Raw genomic sequence first — 26,622 nt, 5'->3', positions numbered from 1 at the left:
CCCGACCCGACCCCTGGACAGGGGAAAGGTGATGCGACCCCAGCGCGGCCGCCAGCGGCGAAGGGGAGCGCAACGAGGCGTGAACGACCGAGCCGCAAGCTCGACCGTTCACGGCCGAGAAGCTGACCAAGCAGTTCTTCACCCATGATCGACACCACATGGGACGGCGAGGCTTGGACGCCGACGTTCCCCCAGGCCAGATACATGGCGCTGGACGCGGAGCTGCGCTGGGCGGCGGAGGAGTACGGCCGGGATCCGGGCTTCATGTACGGCTCGTACGCCGACAGCATCCTGCCTCTCATCGAGCGGCGGCGGATCGAGCCCGTCCAGGACGGAGCCCGGATCTGCGACCGGATCGAGATCCGGGCCGTACCGGGACACACTCCGGGCTCGTCGGTCGTCATCGTGGAGGGGGACCGGGAGACCGCCGTGCTGTCGGGGGATCTGATCCACCACCCGCACCAGTTCGCCCACCCCCTGACCTGCTCGCGGTTCTGCGTGGACCGGGCCGGGTCGGCGCGCGCCAGGCGGGAGACGCTCGGCTGGATCGCCGAACGCGGGGCCGTCCTGATGCCGGCGCATTTCGGCTGGGGGCGGGTCGCCAAGGAGGACGGCCGGTTCCGGTTCCGGCCGATCCCGCGCTGATATAGCCATATGGCTATGCCTTGTGCGGCAGTTGGTATTGGACAGGTATAGCGCGCGGGGCGATGATGTGGATGGCGGCCGTGCCGGTCACGATGCGGCCGCCCGACCAGCGACAGTGAGCATGACCAGCGCGACGAGCGTGACGAAATTGACGAGCACGACGAGCACGACGAGCACGGCAAGCACGGCCAGTACGACGAGCACGAGAGCGGTGACGGGTTGATGAAGCCGGCCCATTATGTTGGCGGGTCCTTCCTGCCGGACGCGCCCGGCGGGACGACGTTCCCGCTGCTCGACCCGGCCGACGGGACCGAGCGGGGACAGGTCCCGGAGGCCACCCGGGAGACGGTCGACGAGGCGGTACGCGCGGCGCGCGCCGCGCTGAAGGGTGCCTGGGGCGCGACCGGCGACACCGAACGGGCGGCGGCGCTGCGCCGGATCGCCGACGGCATCGAGGCCCGGTTCGAGGAGTTCGTGGACGCCGAGACCGGCGACACGGGCAAGCCCCGCGAGCTGGCCGCCACCGTCGACGTCCCGCGCGCGATCGGCAACTTCCGCGCCTACGCCGATCTGCTGTACGGGCGTCCCGAACGGTCGTACACGACCCAGATCCCCGGCTGGAGCGCCGGCGCGGGCGGGCAGGCGCTCAACTACACCGTCCGGCGCCCGCTCGGGGTCGTCGCGATCATCTCCCCGTGGAACCTGCCGCTGCTGCTGCTGACCTGGAAGGTCGCCCCGGCGCTGGCGGCCGGCAACACCGTGGTCGCCAAGCCGTCGGAGGAGACCCCCTCCACCGCCACCCTGCTGGCCTCGGTGATCGACGAGGCCGGGCTGCCGGCCGGCGCGTTCAACCTGGTCCACGGGCACGGGGCGGGCGCGGCGGGGGAGTTCCTCACCGGGAACCCGGGCGTCGACGCGATCGCGTTCACCGGCGAGTCGGCCACCGGCGCGGCCATCATGCGCAACGCCGCCGACCATGTCACGCCCGTCTCGTTCGAGCTGGGCGGCAAGAACCCGGCGCTGGTGTTCGCCGACGCCGACCTGGAGGCCGCGGTCGCGGGGACGGTGCGCTCCTCGTTCACCCACTCCGGCCAGATCTGCCTGTGCACCGAGCGGGTGTACGTGCAGCGCCCGATCTTCGAGGAGTTCGTCGCCGCGCTGGGCGAGCGGGCCCGCGCGCTGGACGGCTACGGCCCGATGATCTCGGCCGAGCACCGCGACAAGGTGCTGTCGTACTACCGGCTCGCCCGCGAGGAGGGCGCCACGGTCGTCGCCGGCGGCGGTGTCCCGGCGTTCGGCGATGGGCGGGACGGCGGCTTCCATGTCGAGCCGACCGTGCTCACCGGGCTGCCGGAGACCGCCCGTACCGTTCGCGAGGAGATCTTCGGGCCGGTCTGCCACGTCACCCCGTTCGACACCGAGGAGGAGGCGGTCCGGCTGGCCAACGACAGCCCGTACGGGCTGGCCGCCACCGTGTGGACCCGCGACCTGTCCCGGGCGCACCGGGTGGCGCCGCGCGTCGAGACCGGGATCGTGTGGGTCAACTGCTGGAACCTGCGCGACCTGCGGACCCCGTTCGGCGGCGTCAAGGCCTCCGGTATCGGGCGCGAGGGCGGGGAATACTCCCTGGACTTCTTCTCCGAACCCGTCAACGTCTGCATCCAGATCTGATCAGCACGCACTTTTCAGCACGCACCTTGGACACCGCACCGTAGAGAGCGAGCCCGTGACCGACACCGCCATTCAAGCCGCCGCGGAACGCCTCCTGCGGGCGCACGCGACCGGGGAGCCGTGCGCGCCCGTCCGCGACCTGATCGGGCCGGACGACGCGTACGACGTCCAGCGGCACCTCACCAAACACTGGCTCGCCGAGGGCCGCCGCCCGGTGGGCCGCAAGATCGGCCTGACCTCGGCGGCCGTGCAGCGGCAGCTCGGCGTGGACAGCCCCGACTTCGGGATGCTGTGGGCCGACACCGCCGTACCCGACGGCGCCGAGATCCCCGCCGGGGCGGTCCTGCAGGGGCGCGCGGAGGCCGAGGTCGCGCTCGTCCTGGAACGCGACCTGACGCACGAGCGGCACACGGTCGCCGACCTGATCCGGGCGACCGCGTTCGCGCTGCCCGCGATCGAGGTGGCGGGCAGCCGCGTCCGCGACTGGGACATCACGCTCGCCGACACCGTCGCCGACAACGCCTCGTCCGGGATGTACGTGCTGGGCAACCGGCCGGTCAAGCTGGCCGACGTCGACCTGCGGCTGTGCGGGATGGTGCTGGAGCGGCGCGGCGAGCAGGTGTCGACCGGCACCGGCGCCGCCTGCCTCGGCCACCCGCTGAACGCCGCGCTCTGGCTGGCCGACACCCTCGCCCGGGTCGGCAACCCGCTGCGCGCGGGCGACACCGTGCTGACCGGCGCGCTCGGCCCGATGGTCGCGGCCGTCCCGGGCGACGTCCTGGAAGCCCGCATCGAAGGGCTCGGCGACGTCCGCGTCGCCTTCGCCAAGGAGGCCTCATGAGAGAGCCGGAGGGAAGGCGGTGCCTGAAGGCGCCCCGGAGTCGAGCGGGGGACACGGCATGAGTGAAGGACACAGCGGGGGAGAGCGAGAGCCGGTGAACGAGTTCGCGTTGGCGGAGACGCTGGACGCGGCGGTACGGGACGTTCGCGCGATCCCGAGGCTGACCGACAAGGCCGCGCTCGACGTGGAGGCCGCGTACCGGGTGCAGCGCGCGGCGATCGGGCTGCGCGAGGGGCGGGGCGAGGCGCTCGCCGGCGTCAAGATGGGCTTCACCAGCCGCGCCAAGATGGTGCAGATGGGCGTGCACGACGTCATCTGGGGGCTGCTGACCGACGCGATGCTGGTCGAGTCGGCGGTGGACGTCGACGGGCTGATCCATCCCCGGATCGAGCCGGAGATCGCGTACCTGATCGGCCGCCCGGTGCGGTCGGCCGCCGATGTGGACGCGGCCGTGGCCGGCGTCGCGGTCGGCTTCGAGGTGCTCGACTCGCGGTACGAGGACTTCTCGTTCACGCTGCCCGACGTCGTCGCCGACAACGCCTCGGCCGCCGGGTACGGCGTCGGGGCCTGGCACGACCCGCGCTACGTGTCCAACGTCGGGATGCTGATGGAGATCGACGGCCGGGCCGTGCAGGCGGGCTCGTCGGCGGCGATCCTCGGCGACCCGATGCGCTCGCTGCGCGCGGCGGCCCGGCTCGCCGGGGCGGCCGGGATCACGCTGGAGCCGGGCTGGGTCGTGCTCGCGGGCGCCGCGACGGCGGCCGTACCGCTGCCCAAGGGCGCGCACGTACGGGTGACCGCGTCCGGGCTGGGCTCCGTGGAAGTGACGACATGAGCCGCGACCTGGGTGAGGCGCTGCTCGTCGAGGGCAAGGCCAAGCCGCGCGGGCGCTTCCCGCACCTGAAGCGCGCCGGTGACCTGGTCTTCGTGTCCGGTACGAGCTCGCGCCGTCCCGACGGGACGTTCGCGGGCGCGAGCGCCGACCCGATGGGCGTCACCGCGCTGGACATCCGCGAGCAGACCCGGGCGGTCATCGAGAACATCCGCGACCTGCTGCGGGCGGCCGGGGGAGACCTGTCCGACCTGGTGAGCATCACCACCTACCTGGTGAACATGAACGACTTCGGCGGCTACAACGAGGTCTACGCCGCGTACTTCGACGAGACCGGACCCACCCGTACGACGGTGGCCGTGCACCAGCTGCCGCACCCGCACCTGCTGATCGAGATCGCGTGCGTGGCGCACCTGCCCGCGGCGCCCGTCCAGGAGCCCGTCCACGAGCCCGTCCAAGAGAAGGAGGCCGGAAGATGACCACCCTGCCGAAAATGTCGTTCGGCGCGCCGTTCAACTTCGAGCGGTGGATCGACGAGCACCGCCATCTGCTCAAGCCGCCGGTCGGCAACGTCCAGGTCTGGCAGGACTCGGGCCTGATCGTGATGGTGATCGGCGGTCCCAACCAGCGCACCGACTTCCACGACGACCCGGCCGAGGAGTTCTTCTACCAGCTCCAGGGCAACATGGTGCTGCGCGTCATGGAGGAGGAGGGCAAGCCGCCGGTCGACGTCCAGATCAACGAGGGCGACACGTTCCTGCTGCCGCCGCACGTGCGGCACTCGCCGCAGCGCCCCGAGGAGGGCAGCATCGGCCTGGTCGTGGAGATCGGCCGGCCGGAGGGCACGCGCGAGGCGTTCGAGTGGTACTGCGTCAACTGCCACCACCTCGTGCACCGCGTGGACCTGCAGGTGCGGTCGATCGTGGACGATCTGCCGCCGGTGTTCCAGAGCTTCTACGACGGCGACCGCACCTGCGGCAACTGCGGCGCCGTCCATCCCGGCAAGCAGTGGCCCGAGGACATGCGCCCGGTGACCGAGACCCGCACGTGACGGTCATCGACGTTCACGCGCACGTGTTCCCGCGCGTGTCCAGGGACGAGGCGCGGGTCCTGGCGGACGCGGGGGAGCCGTGGCTGCGCGAGCACCGCGACGGCACCGGCATGATGATGAGCGGCGACGCGGAGTACCGGCCGGTCGGCGTGGAGCTGTGGGAACCGGGCGCCCGCGTCGCCGCGATGGACCGGCTCGGCGTGGACGTGCAGGCGGTCTCCTCGACCCCCCTGATGTTCGGGTACGAGGCCGAGCCCGCCCGCGCCGCCGAGTGGTGCGAGCTGGTCAACCAGCGGATCCTGGACTACTGCGCGCAGGCGCCCGACCGGCTGCTGCCGCTGTGCCAGGTCCCGCTGCAGGACGTCGGGCTGGCCCGCCAGGCGGTCACCAAGGCTGCTGCCGCGGGGCACAAGGGCGTGCACATCGGCAACCACGTCGGTACGCGCTATCCCGACGACGCGGAGATCGTGGACTTCCTCGCGCACTGCGCGAACGAGGGCATGCCCGTCCTCATGCACCCCTGGGACATGCTCGGCGGCGACCGGATGGACGGCCGCTACATGCTGCCGTGGCTGGTCGGGATGGCGGCCGAGACCCAGCTGTCGGTCCTGTCGATGATGCTCTCCGGCGCGTTCGAGCGGCTTCCGGAATCGCTGCGGCTGTGCTTCTGCCACGGCGGAGGCAGCTTCGCCTACCTGCTGGGACGGGCCGACAACGCCTGGCACAACCGCGACATCGTCCGCGCGGACTCGCCGCGCCCGCCGTCGGCGTACACCGACCGGTTCTTCGTCGACTCGGCCGTCTTCGACCCGCGCGCGCTGCGGCTGCTGACCGAGGTGATGGGACCGGAGCGGGTAATGCTCGGCACCGACTTCCCGTTCCCGCTGGGCGAGCTCGAGCCGGGCTCGACCGTACGGGCCTGCGACGCGCTGACCGACGGCGAGCGCGCGGCGATCCTCGGCGGCAACGCGCGCCGCTTCTTCTCGCTCCAGGAAGGATCTCTCCAGGACGCCTCACTGCAGGAACTCACTCTGGAGGCGGTCTCTCTGCAGGAAGGGGAGGGAGCGCAGCGGTGAGCACCCAGGACGAGCAAGAGGCGCGGCGGCTGGATGCCGTGGATCCGGTGCCGGTGCTGCGCGAGGAGTTCCATGTTCCGCCCGCGCCGGGTGGCCCGTACGAGGAGGCCGCCTATTTCGCGGGCAACTCGCTCGGGCTCCAGCCCAGGAGCGTCGCGCGCTACCTGAACGAGGAGCTGGAGGACTGGGCGCGGCTCGCCGTCGAGGGGCACACGCAGGCGCGCCGTCCTTGGGTGGACTATCACGAGGCTGCGCGCGCGCCCGCCGCGCGCCTGGTCGGGGCTTTGCCGCACGAGGTCGTGGCGATGAACTCGCTGACGGTCAACCTGCATCTGATGATGGCCACGTTCTACCGGCCCGCCGGGGAGCGCACCTGGATCGTCATCGAGGACGCGGCCTTCCCGTCCGACTCGTACGCCGTCCGGAGCCAGGCCGTCCACCACGGCCTCGACCCGGAACGGACCGTCGTCCGGCTGAAACCGCGCCCAGGCGAGGAGAACCTGCGTACCGAGGACGTCGTCGAGTACCTCGAACGCGAGGGACGGCATGTCGCCCTGCTGCTGCTGGGCGGGGTCAACTACCTGACCGGCCAGCTGATGGACATGGAGTCCATCACCAAGGCCGGACGCGCCGCCGGAGCGGTCGTCGGCTGGGACCTCGCCCACGCGGCCGGGAACGTACCGCTGCGCCTGCACGACTGGGACGTGGACTTCGCCGCCTGGTGCACGTACAAGTACCTCAACAGCGGCCCGGGCGCCGTCGCGGGCTGCTTCGTCCACGAACGGCACGTTCGCGACGCGGCGCTGCCCAAGCTGTCGGGCTGGTGGGGGACCGACCCGGCGACGCGGTTCCGGATGGACCCGCGGATCGATCCGCCCGCCTCGGCCGACGCCTGGCAGCTGTCCAACCCGCCCATCCTGGCGCTGGCCCCGGTGCTGGCCTCGCTGGAGATCTTCGACCGGGTGGGGATGGACGCGCTGCGGACCAGGAGCGAGCGCCTGACCGGCTACCTGGCCGGTCGCCTGGCGCCCATCTCCGGGCTGGAGGTCGTCACGCCGCCCGAACCGGCCGCGCGCGGCTGCCAGCTGTCGATCCGCGTCCCCGACGCGGCCGCGCTGACCGAGCGCCTCGCGGTCTCGGCGGGCGTGCTCGCCGATGCCCGTGAGCCCGATATCGTCCGGCTCGCCCCGGTGCCGCTGTACTCTACGTTCCACGATTGCCACCGCGCCTCCGTGGCCCTCGCGGCCATGCTCGGGTAAGTCATGCTCGGGTGAGTCATGCTCGGGTGAACAAGAGCACGCCCAAGCCGCCGTACGCCCGAATCCGGCACCGTGTGCCCGCGCGGAACGCCGAATCGGCTTCCGAGGTGAAGGACATGGAGCCGCACACGCCGTCCGCTCGAACGGACTCAGCGCACGGCGACCAGCAAGACCGCAGGAACCAGCAAGACCGCAGGAACCAGCAAGACCGCAGGGACCAGCAAGACCACCGGGCCCGCACGGAGACCGAGCTGGACCGCCGGCTGGCGTCCGCCGCGCACCGCGCCGACGGGGCGCGCGGTGTCGTCCGGGTGCTGCGTGAGGAACTCGGGCTCGGCTGCTGGGTACTGTCACCGCTGGCCACCGTCTGGGCGTCGGCCGGCGAGGGCCCGCACCCGGACGAGATACGGCGCGTCTGGCAGCACGTGTCGGGCCGTCCCCGCGACGCCTCGACGGTGCCGCTCGGTGACGGCGTACGGGCATCGGTCCACACGATCCGCGGCGAGGACGGAGACGTCCGCGGCCATCTGGTCTGTGCCCGCAAGGGCTCGGCGGGGTCGCGGGACGCGCTGCGCACGGCGCTGCGGATCATCGGCGGCGAGCTGGACCGGGTGGAACGGCGGCGGCAGGCCGAGCGGCGGCGCGTACAGGACCTCCTTGACCTGCTTACGCCGGACGAGACGGTGCCGGAGAACGAGACGGTGCCGGAGAACGAGACGGTGGCTGCGAAAGAGGTCGCGGCGCGGCTCAGGAAGCTGGGGGCCGATCCCGCGCTCCCGTTCGTGGCCGTCGCGGCACGCCTGGACGCCGGGCTGCCCAGGCCGTGGATCATCGGCGGCGTGCTGTCCGGCCGAGCCCGCAGGGTGCTGCTGTCCGAGCGGGACGGGGACGTGATCGCCCTGGTGAACGGGCGGATCCACGCGGAGGCCGTCGAGGAGGCACTGCGCGGCGCGCACACGAGGTACGGGCTCGTCCTGGACGGCCGCGCGCTGGCCGTCGGGGTGAGCGAGACCGTACCCGGCGCGGACGGGCTGGCCGGCGCCATCGGCGAGGCCAGGCGGTGCCTGCTGTCGGCACGGGCCGGCGCCGGTCCGGTGACCGTCGTGCCGGCCGCGGAACTCGGCTCCCATGGGCTGCTGCTGGCCGTCCTGCCCGGGAGCGTGCGCGACGCGTACCGCGAACGGCTCCTCGGCCCGCTGCAGGAGTACGACGCCCGGCACGGTTCGGAGATGGTCGGCACGCTCGAGACGTTCCTGGAAACGTGCGGCTCGTGGCAGCGATCGGCCGAGTCGCTGTACGTCCACGTCAACACCCTGCGCTACCGCGTCCAGCGGATCGAGGAGCTCACCGGGCGCGACCTGACGTCGATGCGCGACCGTACCGACCTCTACCTGGCGCTGCGCCTGCGGGACGCCCGCTGATCCGGCCGGTCCGCGGTCAGGTGTCGCGCCCTGCGCGGTGCAGCAAGGGGAACTGGCTCAGCGGCATCGGCGATCCGCCGCCCGCGGTGACGAGGGCGGCGAGCCGCTCGGGCGGGATGCCCCCGGCGGCGGCGCTGCAGGGCGCCCAGGTACGAGGCGCGGCCCCGCCCGAGGCCGGGTCCGGAACGCAGGCCTTGATCGCCACGCTGGCCAGCGAGATGACCAGGGACCGATCGGAGTCGGCGTCGAGCCCGACCACGATCCACTCGCGCCCGGGCCGGATCGCCACCCGGCCGGAGTCGGCGAGGGCGGGCCCGAGCCGGTCGATGACGGAACGGGTCAGCCGCAACTCGGCCGCCCCGCCGCCGTGCAGATGCATGATCTGGACACCGCCGGCCGCGAGGGCCACCCCGGTACCGCAGTCCGCCCGCTCCCTGGTCACCCCCGGCCAGGCAGCGAGCCGTTCCGCGATGCGGACATCATGGGAAGTCGCGCCACTCCCGTCGGCTGCCACGTCTCCATAGTCGCGTCCAGATGGCGGTACGCGGAACCTGCCGAGTCGAAATCGTTACGTGTGCCCCAAGTGCAGGCATGACCGTGAGCACAGGGCGCGGTCGTCACGCGCGACCGTATGCCGGGCGCGCTATCGGTCGGGCGCTCTCGGTCAGGTATGGCCGGGCGGCGGCGACGGGAGCCGCTCGCCGGACCGCAGCCGGTCGAGCCCGAGCCAGACGAACTCGACCGCCATCTGCTCGGCCCGTTCCCGCGCGGTGTCGGGATGCTCCAGCCACCACGACACCATCGACAGCATCGACCCGTACATGAGCGGGACCAGCAGCCTGGCCCGCCGCTCGTTGGCGGCCAGCGCGGCCGGCGACAGCGCGGGATCGGCGCGGCGGCGCCGCAGCAGCAGGTCGGCGAACGCGGTGCCGAGCCGTTCGCGCAGCTCGCGCAGCCCGAGGCCGACGTCGGGCTTGTCCAGATGCCGGATCACCAGCGCCCACGCGTCCGGGTCCTCGGTGGCGTAGTCGAACAGCACCCGCACCATCGCGCGGATGCCCTCGATCGAGTCCTGCCGTCCCCGCACCGAGGCGTTGAGCCGCCCGGTGAGCTCGGCCACGATCGTCTCGCTCACCTCGGCGAACAGCTCCTCCTTGGAGGTGAAGTGCTGGTAGAGCAGCGCCTTGGACACCTGCGCGGCCGCCGCCACGTGCTCCATCTGCGTCAGGTGGTAGCCGCGCCGGCCGAACTCGGCCAGCGCCACCCCGAGCAGCTGCTCCCGCCGCCGGGCGTGCGGCATCCTCCGCCGCACGCCCGGCCCTGCTCCCCCCGTACCCGCTCCCCCCGTATCGCTCGTCATTGGCCGGTGTACTTGCCCAACTCGGTACGGGCCACCGACCGCACGTGCACCTCGTCGGGGCCGTCCGCGAGACGAAGCGTGCGCAGGCCCGCCCACATCGCGGCCAGCGGGGTGTCGTCGCTGACGCCGGCGCCGCCGTGGATCTGGATGGCGCGGTCCACGACCTCCAGCGCCACCCGGGGCGCGATCACCTTGATGGCGGCGACCTCGGTCCGGGCGCCCTTGGGGCCGTGCTGGTCGATCAGCCAGGCGGTCTTGAGCGTGAGCAGCCGCGCCTGCTCGATGGCCATCCGGGACTCGGCGATCTGCTGCTGCACGACGCCCTGGCGGGCCAGTTCCTTGCCGAACGCGACGCGGGAGACGGCGCGCTCGCACATCAGCTCCAGCGCGCGCTCGGCCATGCCGATGGCGCGCATGCAGTGGTGGATGCGGCCGGGGCCCAGCCGGGCCTGGGCGATGGCGAAGCCGCCGCCCTCCTCGCCGACGAGGTTGCCCACCGGAACGCGCACGTCGGTCAGCTGGATCTCGCAGTGGCCGTGCTGGTCGGAGTAGCCGAACACGGGCAGCGGCCGGACGATCTCCACACCGGGGGTGTCCAGCGGTACCAGCACCATGGACTGCTGCTGGTACGGGTGCGCGTCGGGGTCGGTCTTGCCCATCAGGATCATGACCTTGCAGCGTGGATCGGCCGAGCCGCTGATCCACCACTTGCGCCCGTTGATGACGTAGTGGTCGCCGTCGCGCTCGATCCGGGTGGCGATGTTCCTGGCGTCGGAGCTGGCCACGTCCGGCTCGGTCATCCCGAACGCGCTGCGGATCTCGCCGTTCAGCAGCGGGGTGAGCCAGCGCTCCTTCTGCTCGGGCGTGCCGAACAGGTGCAGGACCTCCATGTTGCCGGTGTCGGGCGCCGCGCAGTTGATCGCCTCGGGGGCCAGGTTGGGGGAACGGCCCGTGATCTCGGCCAGCGACGCGTAGTCGGTGACCGACAGGCCGTGCGCGGGCTCCTCCTCGGCACTCACCGGGGGGTACAGGGGGGTCGTCCCCCCTGAATGACTCGGCAGGAAGAGGTTCCACAGGCCGCGCTTGCGCGCCTCGACCTTGAGGTCCTCCACCACCGGGGGCACCGTGTGCTCCTCGCCGGCGGCGCGCAGCTCGCGCCGCTGCGCCGCGTACACCGGCTCGGCGGGGTAGACGTGGGAGTCCATGAAGTCCTGGAGGCGGCCGAGATAGTCCTGGGCCCGCTCGCTCAAACCGAAGTCCATTCCGTTATAGTAACTGACGAGTCAGTTACTTTGGAGGGCGCACACATGGTGGCTTTCGACGGCGCGGGGTGGGACGGTCGGGGCAAGACCGCACTGATCACCGGCGGGTCCAACGGCATCGGGGCGGCCGTGGCACGCCGGCTCGCCGGGCAGGGCGCCAAGGTGGTGCTCGCCGACATCGACACGGAACGCGGCGGCGCCCTCGCGGAGGAGTTGGGCGGCCGGTTCGTCCGCTGCGACGTGCGCGAGCCCGGCGACAGCACGGCCGCCGTCGCCGCGGCGGTGGACGCGTTCGGCGGGCTGGACGTGGCCTTCCTGAACGCGGGCATCTCCAGCGGCTGCGGCCTGGACGGCGACTTCGACCCCGAGGTCTACCGGCGCGCGATGGCGATCAACCTCGACGGCGTCGTGTACGGGGTGCACGCCGCCCTGCCGGCCCTGCGCGCCCGCGGCGGCGGCGACATCATCGCCACCGCGAGCATGGCGGGCCTGACCGCCACCCCGTTCGACCCGATCTACGGCGCCAACAAGGCCGCCGTGGTCGCGCTCGTCCGGGCCCTCGGCCCGACCCACGCGGCCGAAGGGATCAGGGTCAACGCCCTGTGCCCCTCGTTCGCCGACACCGACATCCTGGGCGGGATGAAGGGGACGCTGGAGGAGCAGGGCTTCCCGATCCTGGAGGTGGACCGCGTGGTCGAGGCCGTCACGGCCATCCTGGACGGCGACGACGCGGGCGAGGCCTGGTTCGTCGTCCCGGGCCGCGAGCCCGGCCCGTTCGGCTTCCGCGGCGTCCCCGGACCCCGCTGACCCTCGAAGCCCGCGGGCGCGGGCAAGGCCCGTCCCGAAGCACGGTCTCGAAGCAGGTGCCGAAGACAGGTGCCGAAGACAGGTGTCGAAGCAAGGAGGAGAGAGCATGCGCGCGATCCAGATCACCGAGTTCGGCGGTCCCGAGGTGCTGACCGTCACCGAGCTGCCCGACCCGGTCGCCGGGGCCGGGCAGCTGCTCATCGACGTGTCCCGGGCCGGGATCAACTACGCCGACACCCACCAGGCCGAGGACAGCTACCTGTCCAAGTCCACGCTCCCGCTGGTCCCCGGCGGTGAGGCGGTCGGCCGTACGCCCGACGGCCGCCGGGTGGTCGCGCTGCTGGGCACCGGCGGCTACGCCGAGAAGGCCCTGGCCCCCGAGGCGATGGCCTGGGACGTCCCGGACGGCGTCGACGACGTCACCGCCCTCGGCATGATCGTCCAGGGCGCCTCGGCCTGGCTGCTGCTGCGCCGCAGCGTCCACATGGCGCCGGGGGAGTCGGTCGTCGTGCACGCCGCCGCCGGCGGTGTCGGCACGCTGGCCGTCCAGCTGGCCAAGCAGTGGGGCGCGGGCCGCGTCATCGCGACCGCCTCGTCCAAGGAGAAGCGCGAACTGGCCCTGGAGCTGGGCGCCGATGTCGCCGTGGACGCCAACGAGCCCGACATGAAGGCCGCGCTGATCGAGGCCAACGAGGGCCGGCGCGTGGACGTGGTGCTGGAGATGACCGGCGGTACCGTCACCGACCAGAGCCTCAAGGCGCTCGCGCCGTTCGGCCGGCTGGGCTTCTACGGGATGGCCTCCCGGCAGGCGCCCTCGCCCGTACAGCCGGGCAACCTCATGGCCCACTCGACCACCATCGCCGGAATGTGGCTGGCGCACGTGTTCCAGTTGCCCGGCGACGTGATGGGCACCGCGCTGGGCGAGCTGTTCGCGCTGGCCGGCGACGGCCGGCTCCGCGTCGTCTCCGGCGGCGAGTACGGCCTGGCCGAGGCCCGCCAGGCCCACGAGGACCTGCGCGCCCGCCGCTCGACCGGCACCGACCGGAGCGCCGCCTACGAGTCCGTTCTCGTACGCGTAGACCACGGCCTGGGTGCGGTCGCGGAGGGCGAGCTTGGTCAGCACGTGCCCGACATGGGTCTTGACCGTCTGCTCGGCCAGCACGAGCTCGGCGGCGATCTCGGCGTTCGACAGGCCCCGCGCGATGAGGCGCAGCACGTCCAGCTCGCGCGGGGTCAGCGAGGAGGTCGCGCCGGGGCTGGGCCGCTGGTGGTGGCGGCGGCGGGCGAAGTCGCCGATCAGCCGGCGGGTGATCGACGGGGCCAGCAGGGCGTCGCCGGCGGCGACCACCCGTACCCCGTTGACCAGGTCGGCGGCCGAGGCGTCCTTGAGCAGGAAGCCGCTGGCCCCCGCGCCGAGCGCCTCGTAGACGTACTCGTCGAGGTCGAAGGTCGTCAGCACCAGCACCTTGGGCCGGACCCCGGCCGGGTCGACGCCGTCGGCGGGCGGGGCGCCGACCAGCTCGGCGGTCGCGGCCAGGCCGTCCATCTCCGGCATCCTGATGTCCATCACGATGACGTCGGGATCCAGTTCCCTGGCCATCTCCACCGCCTCCAGGCCGTTGCCGGCCTGGCCGATCACCTCGATCCGCGGATCGGAGGACAGCAGCGCGGCCAGCCCGTCGCGGATCATCACCTGGTCGTCGGCGATCAGCACCCGAATCGTCACGGGATGAACAGTAGCGGGGGTGTTCCCCTGGTCGGGTCCCGCCTGCTCGGGCCGCCTGCTCGGGCTACTCGGTCTCGCCGCCGTACGGGACGTCCGCCACGACCGACCAGCCGCCCTCCGGCCGGCCGCCCGCGGTGAGGGTGCCGTCCAGCATCGCCACCCGCTCGTGCATGCCGACCAGCCCGTGCCCGCCGCCCTGCGACTCCTCGGGGGTACTGCGCGGGCCGTCGTCGACGACGGTGACCCGCAGCGAGGACTGCCCGTACCGGACCTCGATCTGGACCCGTGAGCCGGGCGCGTAGCGGGCGGCGTTGCTCAGCGACTCCTGGACGATCCGGAACGCCGACAGGTCGACCCCGACGGCCAGCGGCCGGGGGACCCCGACCACGGTGACGCCCACGGCGAGGCCGGAGCGGCGGGCGGCGGCGACCAGGTCGTCCAGCCGCTCCAGTCCCGGCTGGGGCGCCCGCTCGACGGTCTCGTCGTCGGAGCGCAGCAGCCCCACCACCCGGCGGGTCTCGGTCAGCGCCTCGCGGGCGGCGTCGCGGACCACGCCGAAGGTCTGCCGGGCGGCGTCGGGCAGATCCGGGATCTTGTACGGGGCGGCCTCGGCCTGCATCGCGATCACCGACATGTGGTGGGCGACGACGTCGTGCAGCTCGCGGGCGATCCGGGCGCGCTCCTCCAGGACCGCCTGCCTTGCCAGGTCCTGGCGGCGCAGCTGCTCCTGCTCCCGCACGATCGCCTCGGCGGTACGGCGGCCGCCGACCGCGTCGCCGAACGCCAGCACCACCAGGACGACTCCGGCCAGGATCGCGGCGAACCAGCCCGGCATGCCGAACAGCACGGCGGGACCGAGCAGGCCGCCGATGCTGACCGCGCCCACACCTACCAGGGTCTCCCGGTCGCAGGCGAGGGAGACGAAGAACAGGATCGCCAGATGGGCCAGGAACGCGGTGACCGGCCACGGCCAGAAGCCCACCCCGCGGACCATCAGCACTCCGATGAAGAACCCGGCGGCCGACAGCCGCCAGGCGGCCAGCGGGCGGGTCACGGCCAGCAGCAGTGGCGCGGCCTGCAGGACTCCGAGCAGTGCGCTGATGCCGGGCGAGCGGTGGTCGACCTCGATCGGGATGGCGATGGAGCCTGCGGTGAACCCGATGGTCATGGCCAGCAGGAGCAGCAGGATCGGCGTCCGCAGCCACATCCGCGAGGGCAGCATCGTGGTGTGCGGGTCGTGCGGGCCGGGCAGCAGCGCCGCGCGGATGCCCTGCAGGAGCCGCGCGTGGTCGTGCCGCTCGGGGTCCGGCCGGTACGGCCGGTCATGCCACTGGGGACGGGAAGGTTCGCTCATCGCACTTCGGAGCCTATGGCGCGGACCGGCGAGTTGGCGTACCCCGGGGGAGCCAGATGGCGACCGGCCCCTGGGTAGCAGGCCCCAGCGGGAGGGAGTGCGACACTGCGAGGATGACCGCTGATCACGTTCATCCCATCTTCGCCCGGATCTATCCCCGGCTGGACGCCGCCGCCGCGCGGGCCGGGGGCGCCGCCCACCGCGACGAGCTGCTGGCCGGCGCCCGCGGCCGGGTGCTGGAACTCGGCGCGGGCCACGGCGCCAACTTCGCGCACTACCCGGCCGAGGTGACGGAGGTGGTCGCGATCGAGCCGGAGCCCGGGCTGCGCGCCCGCGCGGTCGCGGCGGCCGCCGCGACCGCGGTCCCGGTGGCGGTACGGGCGGGTGTCGCCGAGGACCTCGATCTCGACGACGCCTCGTTCGATGTGGCCGTGGCCTCGCTGGTGCTGTGCTCGGTGGGCGACCCGGTACGGGCCCTGTCCGAGCTGCGCCGGGTCCTGCGGCCGGGTGGCGAGCTGCGCTACTACGAGCACGTCCGCGCCGTGACGCCCGGGGCGGTCCGGTTCCAGAAGTACACCGACGTGTTCTGGCCCTACCTGGCGGCAGGCTGCCATGTGTCCCGCCCCACCGGCGAGTGGATCGCGCGCTCGGGCTTCACCGTACGGAGCGAACGGCGGTTCGCCTTTCCCGACTCCCGGCTGAACCCCGCCTCGCCCCACCTGATCGGCGTCGCCGTGCGCGACTGAGGCGGCCGCATAACGTCTTTGTCTCCGGGAAGAGCTGCCCCATGGCTGATGATGGGGTGCCCGCAGAGACGAGGCCGCCGGGCGGACCACCGCCGGAGCACGGGCCGCACCCGGCGGCGACCGCCGTGCTGCTGGCCGGCGCGGCGGCCCTGGGCGGCTTCCTGTTCGGCTACGACTCCTCGGTGATCAACGGGGCGGTCGGCGCGATCGAGTCGGAGTTCGGCCTCGGCTCCGTGGCGGTCGGTCTGGTGGTGTCGTCGGCGCTGCTCGGCTGTGCGGCGGGCGCCTGGTTCGCGGGCCCGATGGCCGACCGGTACGGCCGGGTCCGGATGATGCAGATCGTCTCCGTCGTGTTCGTGATCAGCTCGGTGGGCGCCGCGCTGGCGTTCAACGCCTGGGACCTCACCCTCTGGCGGGTGGCCGGCGGGCTGGCGATCGGGGCCGCCTCGGTGATCGCCCCCGCCTACATCGCCGAGATCGCCCCCGCCGAGCTGCGCGGCCGGCTCGGCTCGCTGCAGCAGATGGCGATCGTGCTGGGGATCTTCGCGGCTCTGGTGGCCGACTACGTCATCGCCCGGGTGTCCGACGGGGGAGCGTCCGGCGAGTTCCCCTGGGGCGGCACCGCCTGGCGCTGGATGTTCGCCAGCGCGGTCGTACCGGCGGTGTTCTACGGGGTGATCGCCGCCACCATTCCCGAGTCGCCGCGCTACCTGGTCAAGAAGCGCGAGCTGTCGCGCGCCCGCGAGGTGCTGGCCAGGGTGATGGGCCGGGGCGATGTGGACACCAAGATCAGTGAGATCGTCCGCTCGCTGGCCCGCGACCGGCCGGTGCACCTGCGCGACCTGCGCGGCGACCGGTTCGGGCTGCTGCCGATCGTGTGGGTGGGCATCCTGCTGTCGGTCTTCCAGCAGTTCGTCGGGATCAACGTGATCTTCTACTACTCGACCTCGCTGTGGCGGGCGGTCGGCTTCAGCGAGCAGGACGCGATGCTGACCTCGGTGATCAACTCGCTGGTCAACGTGGTCGCCACGCTGCTGGCCATCGCGCTGGTGGACAAGATCGGCCGGCGCCCGCTGCTGCTGGCCGGGGCGGCCGGGATGACGGTCACGCTCGGGATCCTGACGCTCTGCTTCACCACCTCTCGGGTGGTGGACGGCGAGCCCGCGCTCGGCGACGTGGCGGGACCGGTCGCCCTGGTCGCCGCCAACCTCTACGTGTTCGCGTTCGCGGCCACCTGGGGCCCGGTGGTCTGGGTGATGCTCGGCGAGATGTTCAGCAACGTGATCCGCGCGTCGGCGCTGGCCGTGGCCGCCGCCGCGCAGTGGCTGGCCAACTGGCTGATCACCACCACGTTCCCCGGCCTGTCCGGCATCTCGCTGTGGCTGGCGTACGGGGTCTACACGACCTTCGCCGTGCTGGCCTTCTTCTTCGTGCTGCGCGCCGTACCGGAGACCAAGGGGCGCGAGCTGGAGGACATGGACCAGTTGAAATCCCCCGTCCGGCGCCGAGGCGTCGGTTAGGATGGTTCACATGGCAGCCGTCCACGCGTACGTTCACGCATCTCATGCGTACGAGACGACGACGCCGGGAAGCCCCCGGCGCGACGGCCGCACGTCCTGACATAGCGAGCGGCGAGGCCCCGGGAGCGATCCCGGGGCCTCTTCGCTTTCGCGGGTCGTTCCGGGCGCTCCCCAGACAGCACAGGAGCAGGAGAACGATCATGGAACACGACGCGTCCGGTGACCGGCCGGAGTCGATAGCATCAGGGATCGCAGCGGGAGCGGCCGCGGACGGAGAGAACGTCCCGGGCGCCGCCCCCGTGCCATCCACTTCATCATCGCGAGGAGTACCCGTGTCCACCGTGTCTGAGCTGCGCATCACCCTCGACGGAAGCGAGCGGGTGGTGGCCGCCGGCTCGACCGCCGGGCAGGTGCTGGAGGGGGCCGGGGAGGCCTCCCCCCAGAAGGGGCCCGCCGGCGGCGCGACCGTGATCGCCGCCCGGGTCGGCGGCGAGCTGCGCGACCTGGCCTACGAGCTCCGTGACGGCGAGGTCGTGGAGCCGGTCGAGCTCGGCTCCGACGACGGGCGCGCCATCATGCGCCACTCGGCCGCGCATGTGATGGCGCAGGCCGTCCAGGAGCTGTTCCCCGAGGCCAAGCTGGGGATCGGCCCGCCGGTGGAGAACGGCTTCTACTACGACTTCGACGTCGAGACCCCGTTCACCCCCGAGGACCTCAAGCGCATCGAGAAGCGGATGCGCGAGATCGTCAAGCAGGGGCAGCGGTTCTCCCGCCGGGCCGTCTCCGACGGCGAGGCCCGCGCGGAGCTGGCCGGCGAGCCGTACAAGCTGGAGCTGATCGGCCTCAAGGGCGGCGCCGGCGATGTGGCCGACGCGGCGGACGGCGCCGATGTCGAGGTGGGCGGCGGCGAGCTGACCATCTACGACAACCTGGACGCCAAGTCCGGTGACCTGCGCTGGAAGGACCTGTGCCGGGGGCCGCACCTGCCCACCACCCGGATCATCCCGGCGTTCAAGCTGATGCGCGCGGGCGGCGCCTACTGGCGCGGCAGCGAGAAGAACCCGCAGCTCCAGCGAATCTACGGCACCGCATGGGAGTCCCGCGACCGGCAGGACGAGTACCTGAAGCTCCTGGAGGAGGCCGAGAAGCGCGACCACCGCAGGCTCGGCGCCGAGCTGGACCTGTTCTCCTTCCCCAAGGAGATCGGCAGCGGCCTGGCGGTCTTCCACCCCAAGGGCGGCGTCGTCCGCAACGTGATGGAGGAGTACTCGCGCCGGCGGCACGAGGAGGCGGGCTACGAGTTCGTCAACACCCCGCACATCACCAAGGGCACCCTGTACGAGGTCTCCGGGCACCTCGGCTGGTACAAGGACGACATGTTCCCGCCCATGGAGGTGGACGGGGGCGACTACTACCTCAAGCCGATGAACTGCCCGATGCACAACCTGATCTTCAGGGCGCGCGGGCGGTCGTACCGGGAGCTGCCGCTGCGGCTGTTCGAGTTCGGCACCGTCTACCGGTTCGAGAAGTCGGGCGTGGTGCACGGGCTGACCCGGGTGCGCGGCATGACCCAGGACGACGCGCACATCTACTGCACCCGCGAGCAGATGGTCGGCGAGATCAAGAACCTGCTCGGCTTCGTGCTCGGGCTGCTGCGCGACTACGGGCTGAACGAGTTCTACCTGGAGCTGTCCACCCGCGACGACTCCGACAAGTTCATCGGCGTCCAGGAGGACTGGGACGAGGCGACCGCGGCCCTCAGGGAGGCCGCCGACGACTCGGGGCTCGACCTGGTGGCCGACCCGGGCGGCGCGGCGTTCTACGGCCCGAAGATCTCGGTCCAGGCCAAGGACGCGATCGGCCGCACCTGGCAGCTGTCGACCATCCAGGTCGACTTCAACCAGCCCAAGCGGTTCGACCTGGAGTACCAGGCCGCCGACGGCTCACGGCAGCAGCCCGTCATGATCCACCGGGCGCTGTTCGGGTCGATCGAGCGGTTCTTCGGCGTGCTGCTGGAGCACTACGCCGGCGCGATGCCGCCGTGGCTGGCGCCGGTGCAGGTGGTCGGCATCCCGATCGGCGACGCGCACGTCGCGCACCTGGAGCGGGTCGCGGCCGAGCTGCGTGCCAAGGGGATCCGGGTGGAGATCGACTCCTCCGCCGACCGGATGCAGAAGAAGATCCGCAACGCGCAGAAGCAGAAGGTCCCGTACATGCTGCTGGCCGGGGACGAGGACGTCGCCAAGGACGCGGTGTCGTTCCGGTACCGCGACGGGGAGCAGCGCAACGGCGTCCCGATCGCCGACGCGGTGGACGAGGTCGTGCGGGCGGTCGAGTCCCGGATCCAGGTCTGAGCCGGTTCGCTCGTCGTTACCGTCCGGTAATGCCGGCCTTGGTAACGTCGGCGGTCACCGTTCGGCGAGCGGGGAGCGGTCCTCAGGGAGACCGGCCGGGAGAGCGGTAGAGCGGCGGAAAGATCGGCAGGAAGATCGGCAGGGAGATGAAGACGAGGAGCCGGACCGGGCGGCAGGGTTCGCCCTGGGGCCGGATCGCCGGGTACGGCGGCGCGGTGCTGCTGGTGGCGGCGGCCGTGGCGGTGCTGCTCTACCCGGTCCTCGACCGGCAGGGGAACGGGGCGGCCACGGCCGGCGGGCGGACGACCACCGGCCCGCAGACCGGCGGCCCCGCCGTCGCCGGGCCCGGCGATCCCGCCGCGTCCGGTGCCCCGGGCTCCGCCGGCCCCGATCCCCGGCAGAGCCCCAGCGCCCCGGCCCAGGGGCAGGGCGGTGGGCAGGGCGGCGGCCCGCCGATGCCCGGCCAGGGCGGCGGCGGCACGGTCACCTGGTGCCCGAACGGCACCGCGTTCTACCGCGCGGAAGGCACCACCCTGCAGGTCGTCATCCAGGTCTCGGCCAGCGGCTTCGTCCGGGCCGAGGTGTCGCTGAACGGGCGGGCCCCGCTGTCCAAGCAGGGCAGCGCCAAGGCCGGGCGCCCGCACACCCTCACGTTCCCGGGCGTTCCGGCCGAACTGGTCGAGCGGGTGAAGGTCACGACGGTCTCGGTCGGGGCGTCGATGCAGACCTGCTATGCCCGGATCGGCGCCTGACCCGTTCCCTGACCCGGATGGTTTCCCGCCGGGTTCTGAGGGATAACGAGAGGGTGACCGATACCCACGAAGTGGCACGTCGGACGGCGCGGCGCGCCGCCGAGGTGGCCGGACGGCTGGAGGAACTGCGCCGCCGGCGTCTCGATCTCGCCGGCGGCCCGCCGCGTGACCCCGGTTCCGGGGCCGCGCTGCTGGCGGCCGAACGGGCGGCCGAGGCCCGGCTGCGCGCCGTCCAGGCGCACGAGGACAGCATTCGCGCCCATCTGTCCGCCGCGGCGGCGCACGAGCGGGTGGCCGGCCTCTTCGAGTACCTCGCCGCCAGCGGCCTGGGCGACGCCGAGTACTGCCGGCGGCACGCCGAACGCCACCGGGAGGGGGCCAGGGCCGACCACGAGCAGGCCGAGCGGGCGCGGGAGGGACACCGGACGTGACTTCCACCGACGGCCGCGACGTGGTCGCCGTCGTGGCCTCCGCCGGCGGGATCGGCGCGCTCCGCGAGTTGCTGGGACGGCTGCCCCCCGGGCTGCCCGCGACGGTCCTGGTCGTGCTGCACGTCGCGCCGTACGGCGGCGGCGCGCTGCCGCGGGTCCTGCAGCGCGCCTCGCCGCTGCCCGTCGCGTACGCCGAGGACGGCCAGGGCCTCGCCCGGGGACGGGTTCTGGTGGCCCCGCCCAACCGCCATCTGCTCCTGGCCGGCGACAGGGCGCGGCTGTCCACCGGCCCCCGGCAGAACGGGCACCGGCCCGCGGCGGACTCGCTGCTGTTCAGCGCGGCGCTGGCGGCCGGGCGCCGGGTCACGGCCGTGGTCCTCACCGGCGCGCTCGACGACGGCGCGGCGGGTGCCGCGGCCGTACGGCGGCACGGCGGTGTCGTCCTGGTGCAGGATCCCGGCGAGGCGGACTTCGCCGGGATGCCCCAGGCCGCGCTGCAGGCCGTCCCGGACGCGGCCGTGCTCACCCTGGCCGGACTGGCGGAACGGGTGGCCCGCGAGGCCCGCGAGCCCGCCGGCGAAGAGTTCGCAGGGCCGCCGCCCGATCCCGAGCTGGAACGCCGCGTCTCCTGGCTCATGCCCGAGGACAGGGGGATCTTCCTGCCGGGACGCACCGACCCCGAAGGGCTGTCCTGCCCCGAGTGCGGCGGCCCCATCTACCGAGGCCGGCGGGGTCGACACGAGCCCGCCCGCTACGAGTGCGTCATCGGACACGCCTGGACCGGCCGTACGATGCTCGGCGGCCAGGCGCACCAGGTGGAGTGGGCACTGGAGCAGGCCGCGCGGCAGTTGATGGAGCGCGAGCGGCTCAACCGGCGGCTGGCGGAGGAGGCGGCCGGGCGCGGCCACCACATCTCCGCGATGAGGTTCGCCGAGGCCGGCGCGGAGTCCGAGCGGGCGCTGGCGACGATCCGGCGGCTGATCGCCGAGGTGGGCGACGAGGGCGCGCGCGAACCCGCCGACGCCGGTTCCGAACCGGGCTGATCCCGCCCTGCGCCGATGCGGCCGGGAACGGGCGGGCCGGGACTAGGCTCGTGCCGTGGCGGCTATCTCGGGTGACGGCGAGGATCCCCGCGAGCTCGAGGAACTCCTGGCCATGCTGAAGGAGAACCGCGGCTTCGACTTCAGCGGGTACAAGCGATCGACCCTGACGCGGCGGATCGGCCGCCGCATGATCGCGGTGGGCCTGGCGACGTTCGGCGAGTACCGCGACTTCCTGGAGGTGCAGCCCGAGGAGTACGCGGCCCTCTTCGACAACCTGCTCATCAACGTCACCGGGTTCTTCCGGGACGCCCCGGCGTGGAAGGCGCTGGCCGAACGGGTCGTACCGGAACTGGCCGGCACGGCACCGGCCACCGAGACGGGCGGCACGGCATCGGGCGGCACGGAAGCGGCCGGTACAGCCTCGGGCGGCGCGGCATCGGGCGGTCAGGCGCGCCCGATCCGGGTGTGGAGTGCGGGCTGCTCGACCGGCGAGGAGGCCTACACGCTGGCGATGGTGCTGGCCGAGGCGCTCGGGGCGGACGCCTTCCGGGAACGGGTCAAGATCTACGCCACCGATCTGGACGAGTCCGCGCTGCAGACCGCCCGTACCGGCGCGTACCCGGAACGCCGGATGCGCGACGTCCCGGCCGAGCTGCGCGCCAAGTACTTCGAACGGGTGCAGTCCAACTACGTCTTCCGGCGCGATCTGCGCCGCCAGGTCATCTTCGGCCGCAACGACCTGACCAGGGACGCCCCGATCTCGCGGGTGGACCTGCTGGTGGTCCGCAACACCCTGATGTACTTCAACGCCGAGACCCAGGCCGGCATCCTGCGCCGGATGCACTTCGCGCTGAACGACTCGGGCTACATCTTCCTGGGCAAGGCCGAGATGCTGCTCAGCCACGGCGACTGGTTCGAGCCGGTCGACCTGCGCAAGCGGCTGTTCCACAAGCTGCCCGGACGGCCCAGGGCTCCCCGGATCGCGGTGGGCGACGCCGTCGGCGAGCACGCCGTGCGGACGGCCAGGATCCGGGCCGCTGTGCTGGCGGCGGGCCCGGTCGCCCAGCTGGCGCTGGACACCGCGGGCGATCTGGTCGTGGCCAACACCCAGGCGGAGGCCCTGTTCCACCTGCACCCCAAGGACGTCGGCCGGCCGTTCCAGGACCTGGAGGTCTCCTTCCGCCCGGTGGAGCTGCGGTCGATCATCGAGCGGGTCAAGCAGGAGCTGCGGCCGGTCGAGCTCAAGCACGTCGAGTGGCAGCGCTCCCCGTCCGCCGACAGGTGCGTCCTGGACGTCGTGGTCGGGCCGCTGTTCGACAACGGGCAGGGCCTGCTCGGCGTGGGGATCAGCTTCACCGACGTCAGCCGCTACAGCCGGCTGCACGAGGAACTCGAGCACGCGAACGAGGAGCTCGAACGCGCGTACCAGGAGCTGCAGTCGTTGAACGAGGAACTGGAGACCACCAACGAGGAGCTGCAGTCCACCAACGAGGAACTGGAGACGACGAACGAGGAGCTCCAGTCGACCAACGAGGAACTGGAGACCACCAACGAGGAGCTGCAGTCCACCAACGACGAGCTCCAGGAGATCAACGATGCGCTGCGGATGCGCACCGGCGAGGTGGACGCGGCCAATGCCTTCCTGGGCTCGGTGCTGCGCAGCCTCGGCATGGCGGTGATCGTGGTCGACGGCGATCTGCGGGTGACGGTCTGGACCCAGGGGGCCGAGGAGCTGTGGGGAGTGCGCGCCGATGAGGCCCGCGGCCAGCACCTGCTGGGACTGGACATCGGCCTGCCGGTACAGGAGGTCGCCCCGCTGGTGCGACGGTCGCTGGAGTCGGGCCGCACCGGGCGCGGCGGCATGACGCTGGACGCGATCAACCGGCGCGGCCGTCCGGTGCGGCTGCGGATCGAGACCCTGCCGCTCAGCGACGACGGCGCCGGCCATGGCGTGATCCTGATCGTCGACCATGCCGGATCGGCGGGCGGCGGCACCGTGGCGGGGATGCCGGCGGGACGCCCTTAGAGCCTTCCCAGGCCGTCCAGCGGTCCGGGGGACTCTCGGAGCGTGGAACCGGGGGCGGACCCGCACACTCCCAGTCGTCCCGCCGGCGCTTCAAGCGGTGAGGGGGGAGTCACCGCCTGAGCTGATGCGTCCGGTCGCCGGGCGGGTGTCAGGCGGTCGGCATAGCGGGTGGCGAGGCGCCGGGACTCGCCCGCTGCCCTGCGCAGCACGTCGGCCTTGTCGCGGTAGTGCATCGCGTTGCCGGGACGGACCTCGGCGAGGCGGGTGAAGGTGTCGGCCGCCTGCTCCTGCAGATCGGCGCTGCGCAGCAGGTTGCGCACGAGCCGGGAGGTCGCCTCTGAGGCCAGCGACCGCTGGCGCTCGACGGCCTGGCGGGTCGCCCGCGGATCGCCGCCCGCGGCGGGCGGCGGCGGATCGGCGCGGCGGCCGGGCGCGGTGGCCTCCGGCGGCCCGGCCGGTCCGGGCGGGCCGGGCGGGAGGGAGGACGCCGGAACGTGCAGCTGCCTCGGGGTGATCGGCAGGCCGGCGTCGGCGGCCGTGGTCGTGACGATGCTGCGCAGCGTGCGCTCGGCCAGCCGGCGGCCGCGCCGGCCGACGAACAGGGCCGGCTCGGCGGGGTCGGCGCTGAGCAGCGCGGGCCGGGTCCGCAGCCAGCGCCGCAGCGTGTCGTGGACCTCGCCGTACGGGAGGGTGACCAGGCGCCGGACCTGCCCCGGGCCGTCGCGCAGGACCAGGTGCCAGCGCCGCGAGCCGCGGACGATGTCGTCCAGGTCGAGCGCGGCGAGCTCGGTGACGCTCATCCCCGAGTGCACCAGCAGGAGGCAGATCGCCGCGTCCCGGTCGGAGTGCAGCCGCCGGGCCGCCTCGTGGAACCGCCCGCGCGACCGGGCGTCCAGGACGGCCGGCGACCGGTCGGGCAGTCGTTCCCGTACGGCCCGGGCCGGCCCCAGATCGCGGTGGAAGGTGTAGAAGTGGTCGATCGCCGCCAGGTAGTTGTTGATCGTGCCCGGCTTGCAGCCGTGCATCTCGCGCAGGTGTGCGCAGAAGCCGGCGACCGCGTGGTCGCGGAGGGCGGGGTCGGTGAGCGCCGTGCCGCCGCCGGGCGGGCCGGCCGGCGCGTTGGCGGCCAGCCATGCCAGGTAGCCGCGGAGCCGGGAGAGGTAGACCTGGCGGCTTCCAGGTGACAGCGAGGAGTGGCGCAACGCGGCCCGGTACGCCCACAGCTCCTGCAGTTGGGGGTCCGCAAGCGTGGCCGGGCGCCCGCGCCGGCCGCATCCGGATCCGTCCATGCCGCAGCTGTCACCATCGCCAGCGGTCTGCGCCATGACGACCTCCTGAGCCGGGGGGCCGGGCCGCGTTCCTCTAGGACTATCCCGGCACGGGCGGAACAGGAAACGGCTCAGCGGAAAAGAATCGGCGTTTCTTTCAGTAGCCGCGGCTTTCCGCAGGCGAGCCCGCCGCCCGTCATCGGCCCGTCATCCGGCCGGAGACGGCGCGCGGACGTCGTCGACGGCGACGTTGACCGCGATCACCCGCATCCCGAGCATCCGGCTGACCACCCGCGCCACATTGGTCTTGACCTGCTTGGCCACGTCCATGATCACGCAGCCGTACTCGACCGCGACGCTGAGGTCCAGCGTCACCTCGTTGTCGTGCAGGTGGACCCGCACGCCCGGCTTGGGCGCGTCGAGCCCCGGGACGGGTACGGGGGCACGGGTGCCGGCCGTTTCCGCGGGCTCGCTGCGGGCGGTGCAGGCGGCGGACCCCGCCACCCCCGCCACCTCCAGCGCCGCCAGCACCGCGATCTTCTCGATCACCTGGTCCTCGATGGTGATGCGTCCCTTCACGACCGCGGCCGGGGTGGCGGCCGGGATGGTGTGGGTGGTGTGGGTCTGGACGGGGTCGGCAGGGATGGGGCCGGCGGGCACCGTACCGGCCGGAACGGTGTCGGCCGGAACGGTCTCGGCCGGAACGGTGTCGGCCCGGATCGGGTCGGCCGGGAGGGCCGGGGCGGGCACGGCCGGCGCGGCGGGCGGCGCCGGCCGTGCCGCCGGATGCGGCGGTGCGGCCAGCGGGACGCCGCCGGTGGACGGCGGGCCCGACGACGGCGGTGACGGGAAGAACGGCATGGACCTGCCCTCGGGCCGCGGGGCCTCCGCGCCGTTGCCCGGGAATCCCTTGTCGAGGTCGGTCATCGATCGGCTCCCCACGGTGGATGTGCCCTCCATGGTGTCGGAGCGGCCCCCCGGGCGTCCGCCATGTCGGGTGAAGTCCGGTGAAATCCGGGTTTCTCACTCGGTGCGGGCGCGGGCCGGGGCATCCCGGCTTCAGGCCCTCCGGCTTCTCTCTCTATGCTGCTGGTCAGGCCGCGAACGCTGATCAGGCCGCGAACAAGAGGAGAGCGCCGCCTTGAGCCTAGAGCCGGAGAAGCCCGCGTCGCCGGAG

The 26,622-nt window shown here is 72.8% G+C and carries 23 protein-coding genes and 2 pseudogenes; 18 read left to right on the top strand and 7 right to left on the bottom strand.

The genetic code is table 11. From position 1 onward, the window contains the following. Nucleotides 1-144: 144 nt before the first annotated feature. From ACH34Q_RS40060 to ACH34Q_RS40020, 9 genes are all read left to right on the top strand, one after another. On the top strand, nt 145-645 hold the full coding sequence (locus ACH34Q_RS40060; protein ID WP_395988414.1) for a hypothetical protein: 501 nt from the start codon (nt 145-147) through the stop codon (nt 643-645). 222 nt (nt 646-867) lie between these two features. After that, nucleotides 868-2,316 carry a 2-hydroxymuconic semialdehyde dehydrogenase gene (locus tag ACH34Q_RS40055; protein ID WP_395988413.1) on the top strand — a complete coding sequence of 483 codons (1,449 nt, stop codon included), beginning with the start codon at nt 868-870 and terminating at the stop codon, nt 2,314-2,316. Nucleotides 2,317-2,371: 55 nt separating this feature from the next. Continuing rightward, complete coding sequence (locus tag ACH34Q_RS40050; RefSeq protein WP_395988412.1) at nt 2,372-3,157, top strand: 2-keto-4-pentenoate hydratase; 786 nt, start codon at nt 2,372-2,374, stop codon at nt 3,155-3,157. Nucleotides 3,158-3,251: 94 nt separating this feature from the next. After that, nucleotides 3,252-3,992 (top strand): 2-keto-4-pentenoate hydratase, encoded by a 741-nt coding sequence (locus tag ACH34Q_RS40045; protein WP_395988411.1) that lies wholly within the window; start codon nt 3,252-3,254, stop codon nt 3,990-3,992. Continuing rightward, nucleotides 3,989-4,468, top strand: a complete 480-nt coding sequence (locus ACH34Q_RS40040) for a RidA family protein (protein ID WP_395988410.1) — start codon at nt 3,989-3,991, stop codon at nt 4,466-4,468. Before ACH34Q_RS40045 ends, ACH34Q_RS40040 begins: the two co-directional genes overlap by 4 nt. Next, the gene (locus ACH34Q_RS40035) at nt 4,465-5,040 is read left to right on the top strand and encodes a 3-hydroxyanthranilate 3,4-dioxygenase (RefSeq protein ID WP_395988409.1); all 576 of its coding nucleotides are present in this window, start codon (nt 4,465-4,467) and stop codon (nt 5,038-5,040) included. The genes ACH34Q_RS40040 and ACH34Q_RS40035 overlap by 4 nt, the downstream gene beginning before the upstream one ends. Continuing rightward, complete coding sequence (locus ACH34Q_RS40030) at nt 5,037-6,116, top strand: amidohydrolase family protein (protein WP_395988408.1); 1,080 nt, start codon at nt 5,037-5,039, stop codon at nt 6,114-6,116. The genes ACH34Q_RS40035 and ACH34Q_RS40030 overlap by 4 nt, the downstream gene beginning before the upstream one ends. Continuing rightward, the gene (gene kynU / locus ACH34Q_RS40025) at nt 6,113-7,375 is read left to right on the top strand and encodes a kynureninase (protein ID WP_395988407.1); all 1,263 of its coding nucleotides are present in this window, start codon (nt 6,113-6,115) and stop codon (nt 7,373-7,375) included. Before ACH34Q_RS40030 ends, kynU begins: the two co-directional genes overlap by 4 nt. Nucleotides 7,376-7,491: 116 nt before the next feature. Beyond that, nucleotides 7,492-8,796, top strand: coding sequence for a PucR family transcriptional regulator (locus tag ACH34Q_RS40020; RefSeq protein ID WP_395988406.1), 1,305 nt, complete (start codon nt 7,492-7,494; stop codon nt 8,794-8,796). Nucleotides 8,797-8,812: 16 nt separating this feature from the next. On the opposite strand, the gene ACH34Q_RS40015 is transcribed toward ACH34Q_RS40020, so the two are convergent. The 3 genes from ACH34Q_RS40015 to ACH34Q_RS40005 all read right to left on the bottom strand — a co-directional run bounded on the left by ACH34Q_RS40015 (nt 8,813) and on the right by ACH34Q_RS40005 (nt 11,418). Beyond that, on the bottom strand, nt 8,813-9,310 hold the full coding sequence (locus ACH34Q_RS40015) for a luciferase family protein (protein ID WP_395988405.1): 498 nt from the start codon (nt 9,308-9,310) through the stop codon (nt 8,813-8,815). A gap of 150 nt (nt 9,311-9,460) precedes the next feature. Beyond that, a complete protein-coding gene (locus ACH34Q_RS40010; RefSeq protein WP_395988404.1) occupies nt 9,461-10,108 on the bottom strand; it encodes a TetR/AcrR family transcriptional regulator in 648 nt (215 codons plus the stop codon). 44 nt (nt 10,109-10,152) lie between these two features. Beyond that, nucleotides 10,153-11,418 (bottom strand): acyl-CoA dehydrogenase family protein, encoded by a 1,266-nt coding sequence (locus ACH34Q_RS40005; RefSeq protein WP_395988403.1) that lies wholly within the window; start codon nt 11,416-11,418, stop codon nt 10,153-10,155. Between the two features lie 45 nt (nt 11,419-11,463). On the opposite strand from ACH34Q_RS40005, the gene ACH34Q_RS40000 reads away from it, so the two are divergent. Continuing rightward, nucleotides 11,464-12,225 (top strand): SDR family oxidoreductase, encoded by a 762-nt coding sequence (locus tag ACH34Q_RS40000; protein ID WP_395988402.1) that lies wholly within the window; start codon nt 11,464-11,466, stop codon nt 12,223-12,225. Between the two features lie 106 nt (nt 12,226-12,331). Beyond that, a pseudogene (locus ACH34Q_RS39995) lies at nt 12,332-13,261 on the top strand (zinc-binding alcohol dehydrogenase family protein); the annotation flags it as partial. Nucleotides 13,262-13,279: 18 nt separating this feature from the next. On the opposite strand, the pseudogene ACH34Q_RS39990 reads toward ACH34Q_RS39995, so the two are convergent. Together ACH34Q_RS39990 and ACH34Q_RS39985 are read right to left on the bottom strand one after the other, a co-directional pair. After that, nucleotides 13,280-13,915, bottom strand: a pseudogene (locus tag ACH34Q_RS39990) (LuxR C-terminal-related transcriptional regulator); the annotation flags it as partial. A 100-nt stretch (nt 13,916-14,015) separates the two neighbouring features. After that, the gene (locus ACH34Q_RS39985) at nt 14,016-15,305 is read right to left on the bottom strand and encodes a sensor histidine kinase (RefSeq protein ID WP_395988401.1); all 1,290 of its coding nucleotides are present in this window, start codon (nt 15,303-15,305) and stop codon (nt 14,016-14,018) included. 113 nt (nt 15,306-15,418) lie between these two features. Here ACH34Q_RS39985 and ACH34Q_RS39980 point away from each other — a divergent pair, with 113 nt between their 5' ends. The 7 genes from ACH34Q_RS39980 to ACH34Q_RS39950 all read left to right on the top strand — a co-directional run bounded on the left by ACH34Q_RS39980 (nt 15,419) and on the right by ACH34Q_RS39950 (nt 24,177). After that, nucleotides 15,419-16,051, top strand: coding sequence for a class I SAM-dependent methyltransferase (locus ACH34Q_RS39980; RefSeq protein WP_395988400.1), 633 nt, complete (start codon nt 15,419-15,421; stop codon nt 16,049-16,051). Nucleotides 16,052-16,092: 41 nt separating this feature from the next. Continuing rightward, a complete protein-coding gene (locus tag ACH34Q_RS39975; RefSeq protein ID WP_395988399.1) occupies nt 16,093-17,571 on the top strand; it encodes a sugar porter family MFS transporter in 1,479 nt (492 codons plus the stop codon). 332 nt (nt 17,572-17,903) lie between these two features. After that, nucleotides 17,904-19,925: a threonine--tRNA ligase gene (gene thrS / locus ACH34Q_RS39970; RefSeq protein WP_395988398.1), complete on the top strand. Its 2,022-nt coding sequence runs from the start codon at nt 17,904-17,906 to the stop codon at nt 19,923-19,925. A 146-nt stretch (nt 19,926-20,071) separates the two neighbouring features. Continuing rightward, nucleotides 20,072-20,677, top strand: a complete 606-nt coding sequence (locus ACH34Q_RS39965; RefSeq protein WP_395988397.1) for a hypothetical protein — start codon at nt 20,072-20,074, stop codon at nt 20,675-20,677. Between the two features lie 71 nt (nt 20,678-20,748). After that, a complete protein-coding gene (locus tag ACH34Q_RS39960; protein WP_395988396.1) occupies nt 20,749-21,108 on the top strand; it encodes a hypothetical protein in 360 nt (119 codons plus the stop codon). Further along, a complete protein-coding gene (locus ACH34Q_RS39955; protein ID WP_395988395.1) occupies nt 21,105-22,151 on the top strand; it encodes a chemotaxis protein CheB in 1,047 nt (348 codons plus the stop codon). The genes ACH34Q_RS39960 and ACH34Q_RS39955 overlap by 4 nt, the downstream gene beginning before the upstream one ends. Before the next feature lie 55 nt (nt 22,152-22,206). Continuing rightward, nucleotides 22,207-24,177, top strand: coding sequence for a CheR family methyltransferase (locus ACH34Q_RS39950; protein WP_395988394.1), 1,971 nt, complete (start codon nt 22,207-22,209; stop codon nt 24,175-24,177). Here ACH34Q_RS39950 and ACH34Q_RS39945 read toward each other — a convergent pair. Next, nucleotides 24,174-25,502 (bottom strand): tyrosine-type recombinase/integrase, encoded by a 1,329-nt coding sequence (locus tag ACH34Q_RS39945; RefSeq protein WP_395988393.1) that lies wholly within the window; start codon nt 25,500-25,502, stop codon nt 24,174-24,176. The genes ACH34Q_RS39950 and ACH34Q_RS39945 overlap by 4 nt on opposite strands. A 150-nt stretch (nt 25,503-25,652) precedes the next feature. Continuing rightward, the gene (locus ACH34Q_RS39940) at nt 25,653-26,372 is read right to left on the bottom strand and encodes an Asp23/Gls24 family envelope stress response protein (protein WP_395988392.1); all 720 of its coding nucleotides are present in this window, start codon (nt 26,370-26,372) and stop codon (nt 25,653-25,655) included. Nucleotides 26,373-26,622 lie beyond the last annotated feature (250 nt).

The organism is Actinomadura sp. 9N407 (assembly GCF_044326315.1).
GTDB lineage: Bacteria > Actinomycetota > Actinomycetes > Streptosporangiales > Streptosporangiaceae > Spirillospora.
This window is presented reverse-complemented; position numbering and strand designations above follow the sequence as displayed.

Bases quoted from the DNA above. Each gene is read 5' to 3' on its own strand.
- ACH34Q_RS40040 (WP_395988410.1), top strand. From the start codon at position 3,989: ATGAGCCGCGACCTGGGTGAGGCGCTGCTCGTCGAGGGCAAGGCCAAG.
- ACH34Q_RS40000 (WP_395988402.1), top strand. From the start codon at position 11,464: ATGGTGGCTTTCGACGGCGCGGGGTGGGACGGTCGGGGCAAGACCGCA.
- ACH34Q_RS39985 (WP_395988401.1), bottom strand. From the start codon at position 15,305: ATGAGCGAACCTTCCCGTCCCCAGTGGCATGACCGGCCGTACCGGCCG.
- ACH34Q_RS39980 (WP_395988400.1), top strand. From the start codon at position 15,419: ATGACCGCTGATCACGTTCATCCCATCTTCGCCCGGATCTATCCCCGG.
- ACH34Q_RS40020 (WP_395988406.1), top strand. From the start codon at position 7,492: ATGGAGCCGCACACGCCGTCCGCTCGAACGGACTCAGCGCACGGCGAC.
- ACH34Q_RS39965 (WP_395988397.1), top strand. From the start codon at position 20,072: ATGAAGACGAGGAGCCGGACCGGGCGGCAGGGTTCGCCCTGGGGCCGG.
- ACH34Q_RS40055 (WP_395988413.1), top strand. From the start codon at position 868: ATGAAGCCGGCCCATTATGTTGGCGGGTCCTTCCTGCCGGACGCGCCC.
- ACH34Q_RS39975 (WP_395988399.1), top strand. From the start codon at position 16,093: ATGGCTGATGATGGGGTGCCCGCAGAGACGAGGCCGCCGGGCGGACCA.
- ACH34Q_RS39940 (WP_395988392.1), bottom strand. From the start codon at position 26,372: ATGACCGACCTCGACAAGGGATTCCCGGGCAACGGCGCGGAGGCCCCG.
- ACH34Q_RS40060 (WP_395988414.1), top strand. From the start codon at position 145: ATGATCGACACCACATGGGACGGCGAGGCTTGGACGCCGACGTTCCCC.
- ACH34Q_RS40005 (WP_395988403.1), bottom strand. From the start codon at position 11,418: ATGGACTTCGGTTTGAGCGAGCGGGCCCAGGACTATCTCGGCCGCCTC.
- ACH34Q_RS39945 (WP_395988393.1), bottom strand. From the start codon at position 25,502: ATGGCGCAGACCGCTGGCGATGGTGACAGCTGCGGCATGGACGGATCC.
- ACH34Q_RS40035 (WP_395988409.1), top strand. From the start codon at position 4,465: ATGACCACCCTGCCGAAAATGTCGTTCGGCGCGCCGTTCAACTTCGAG.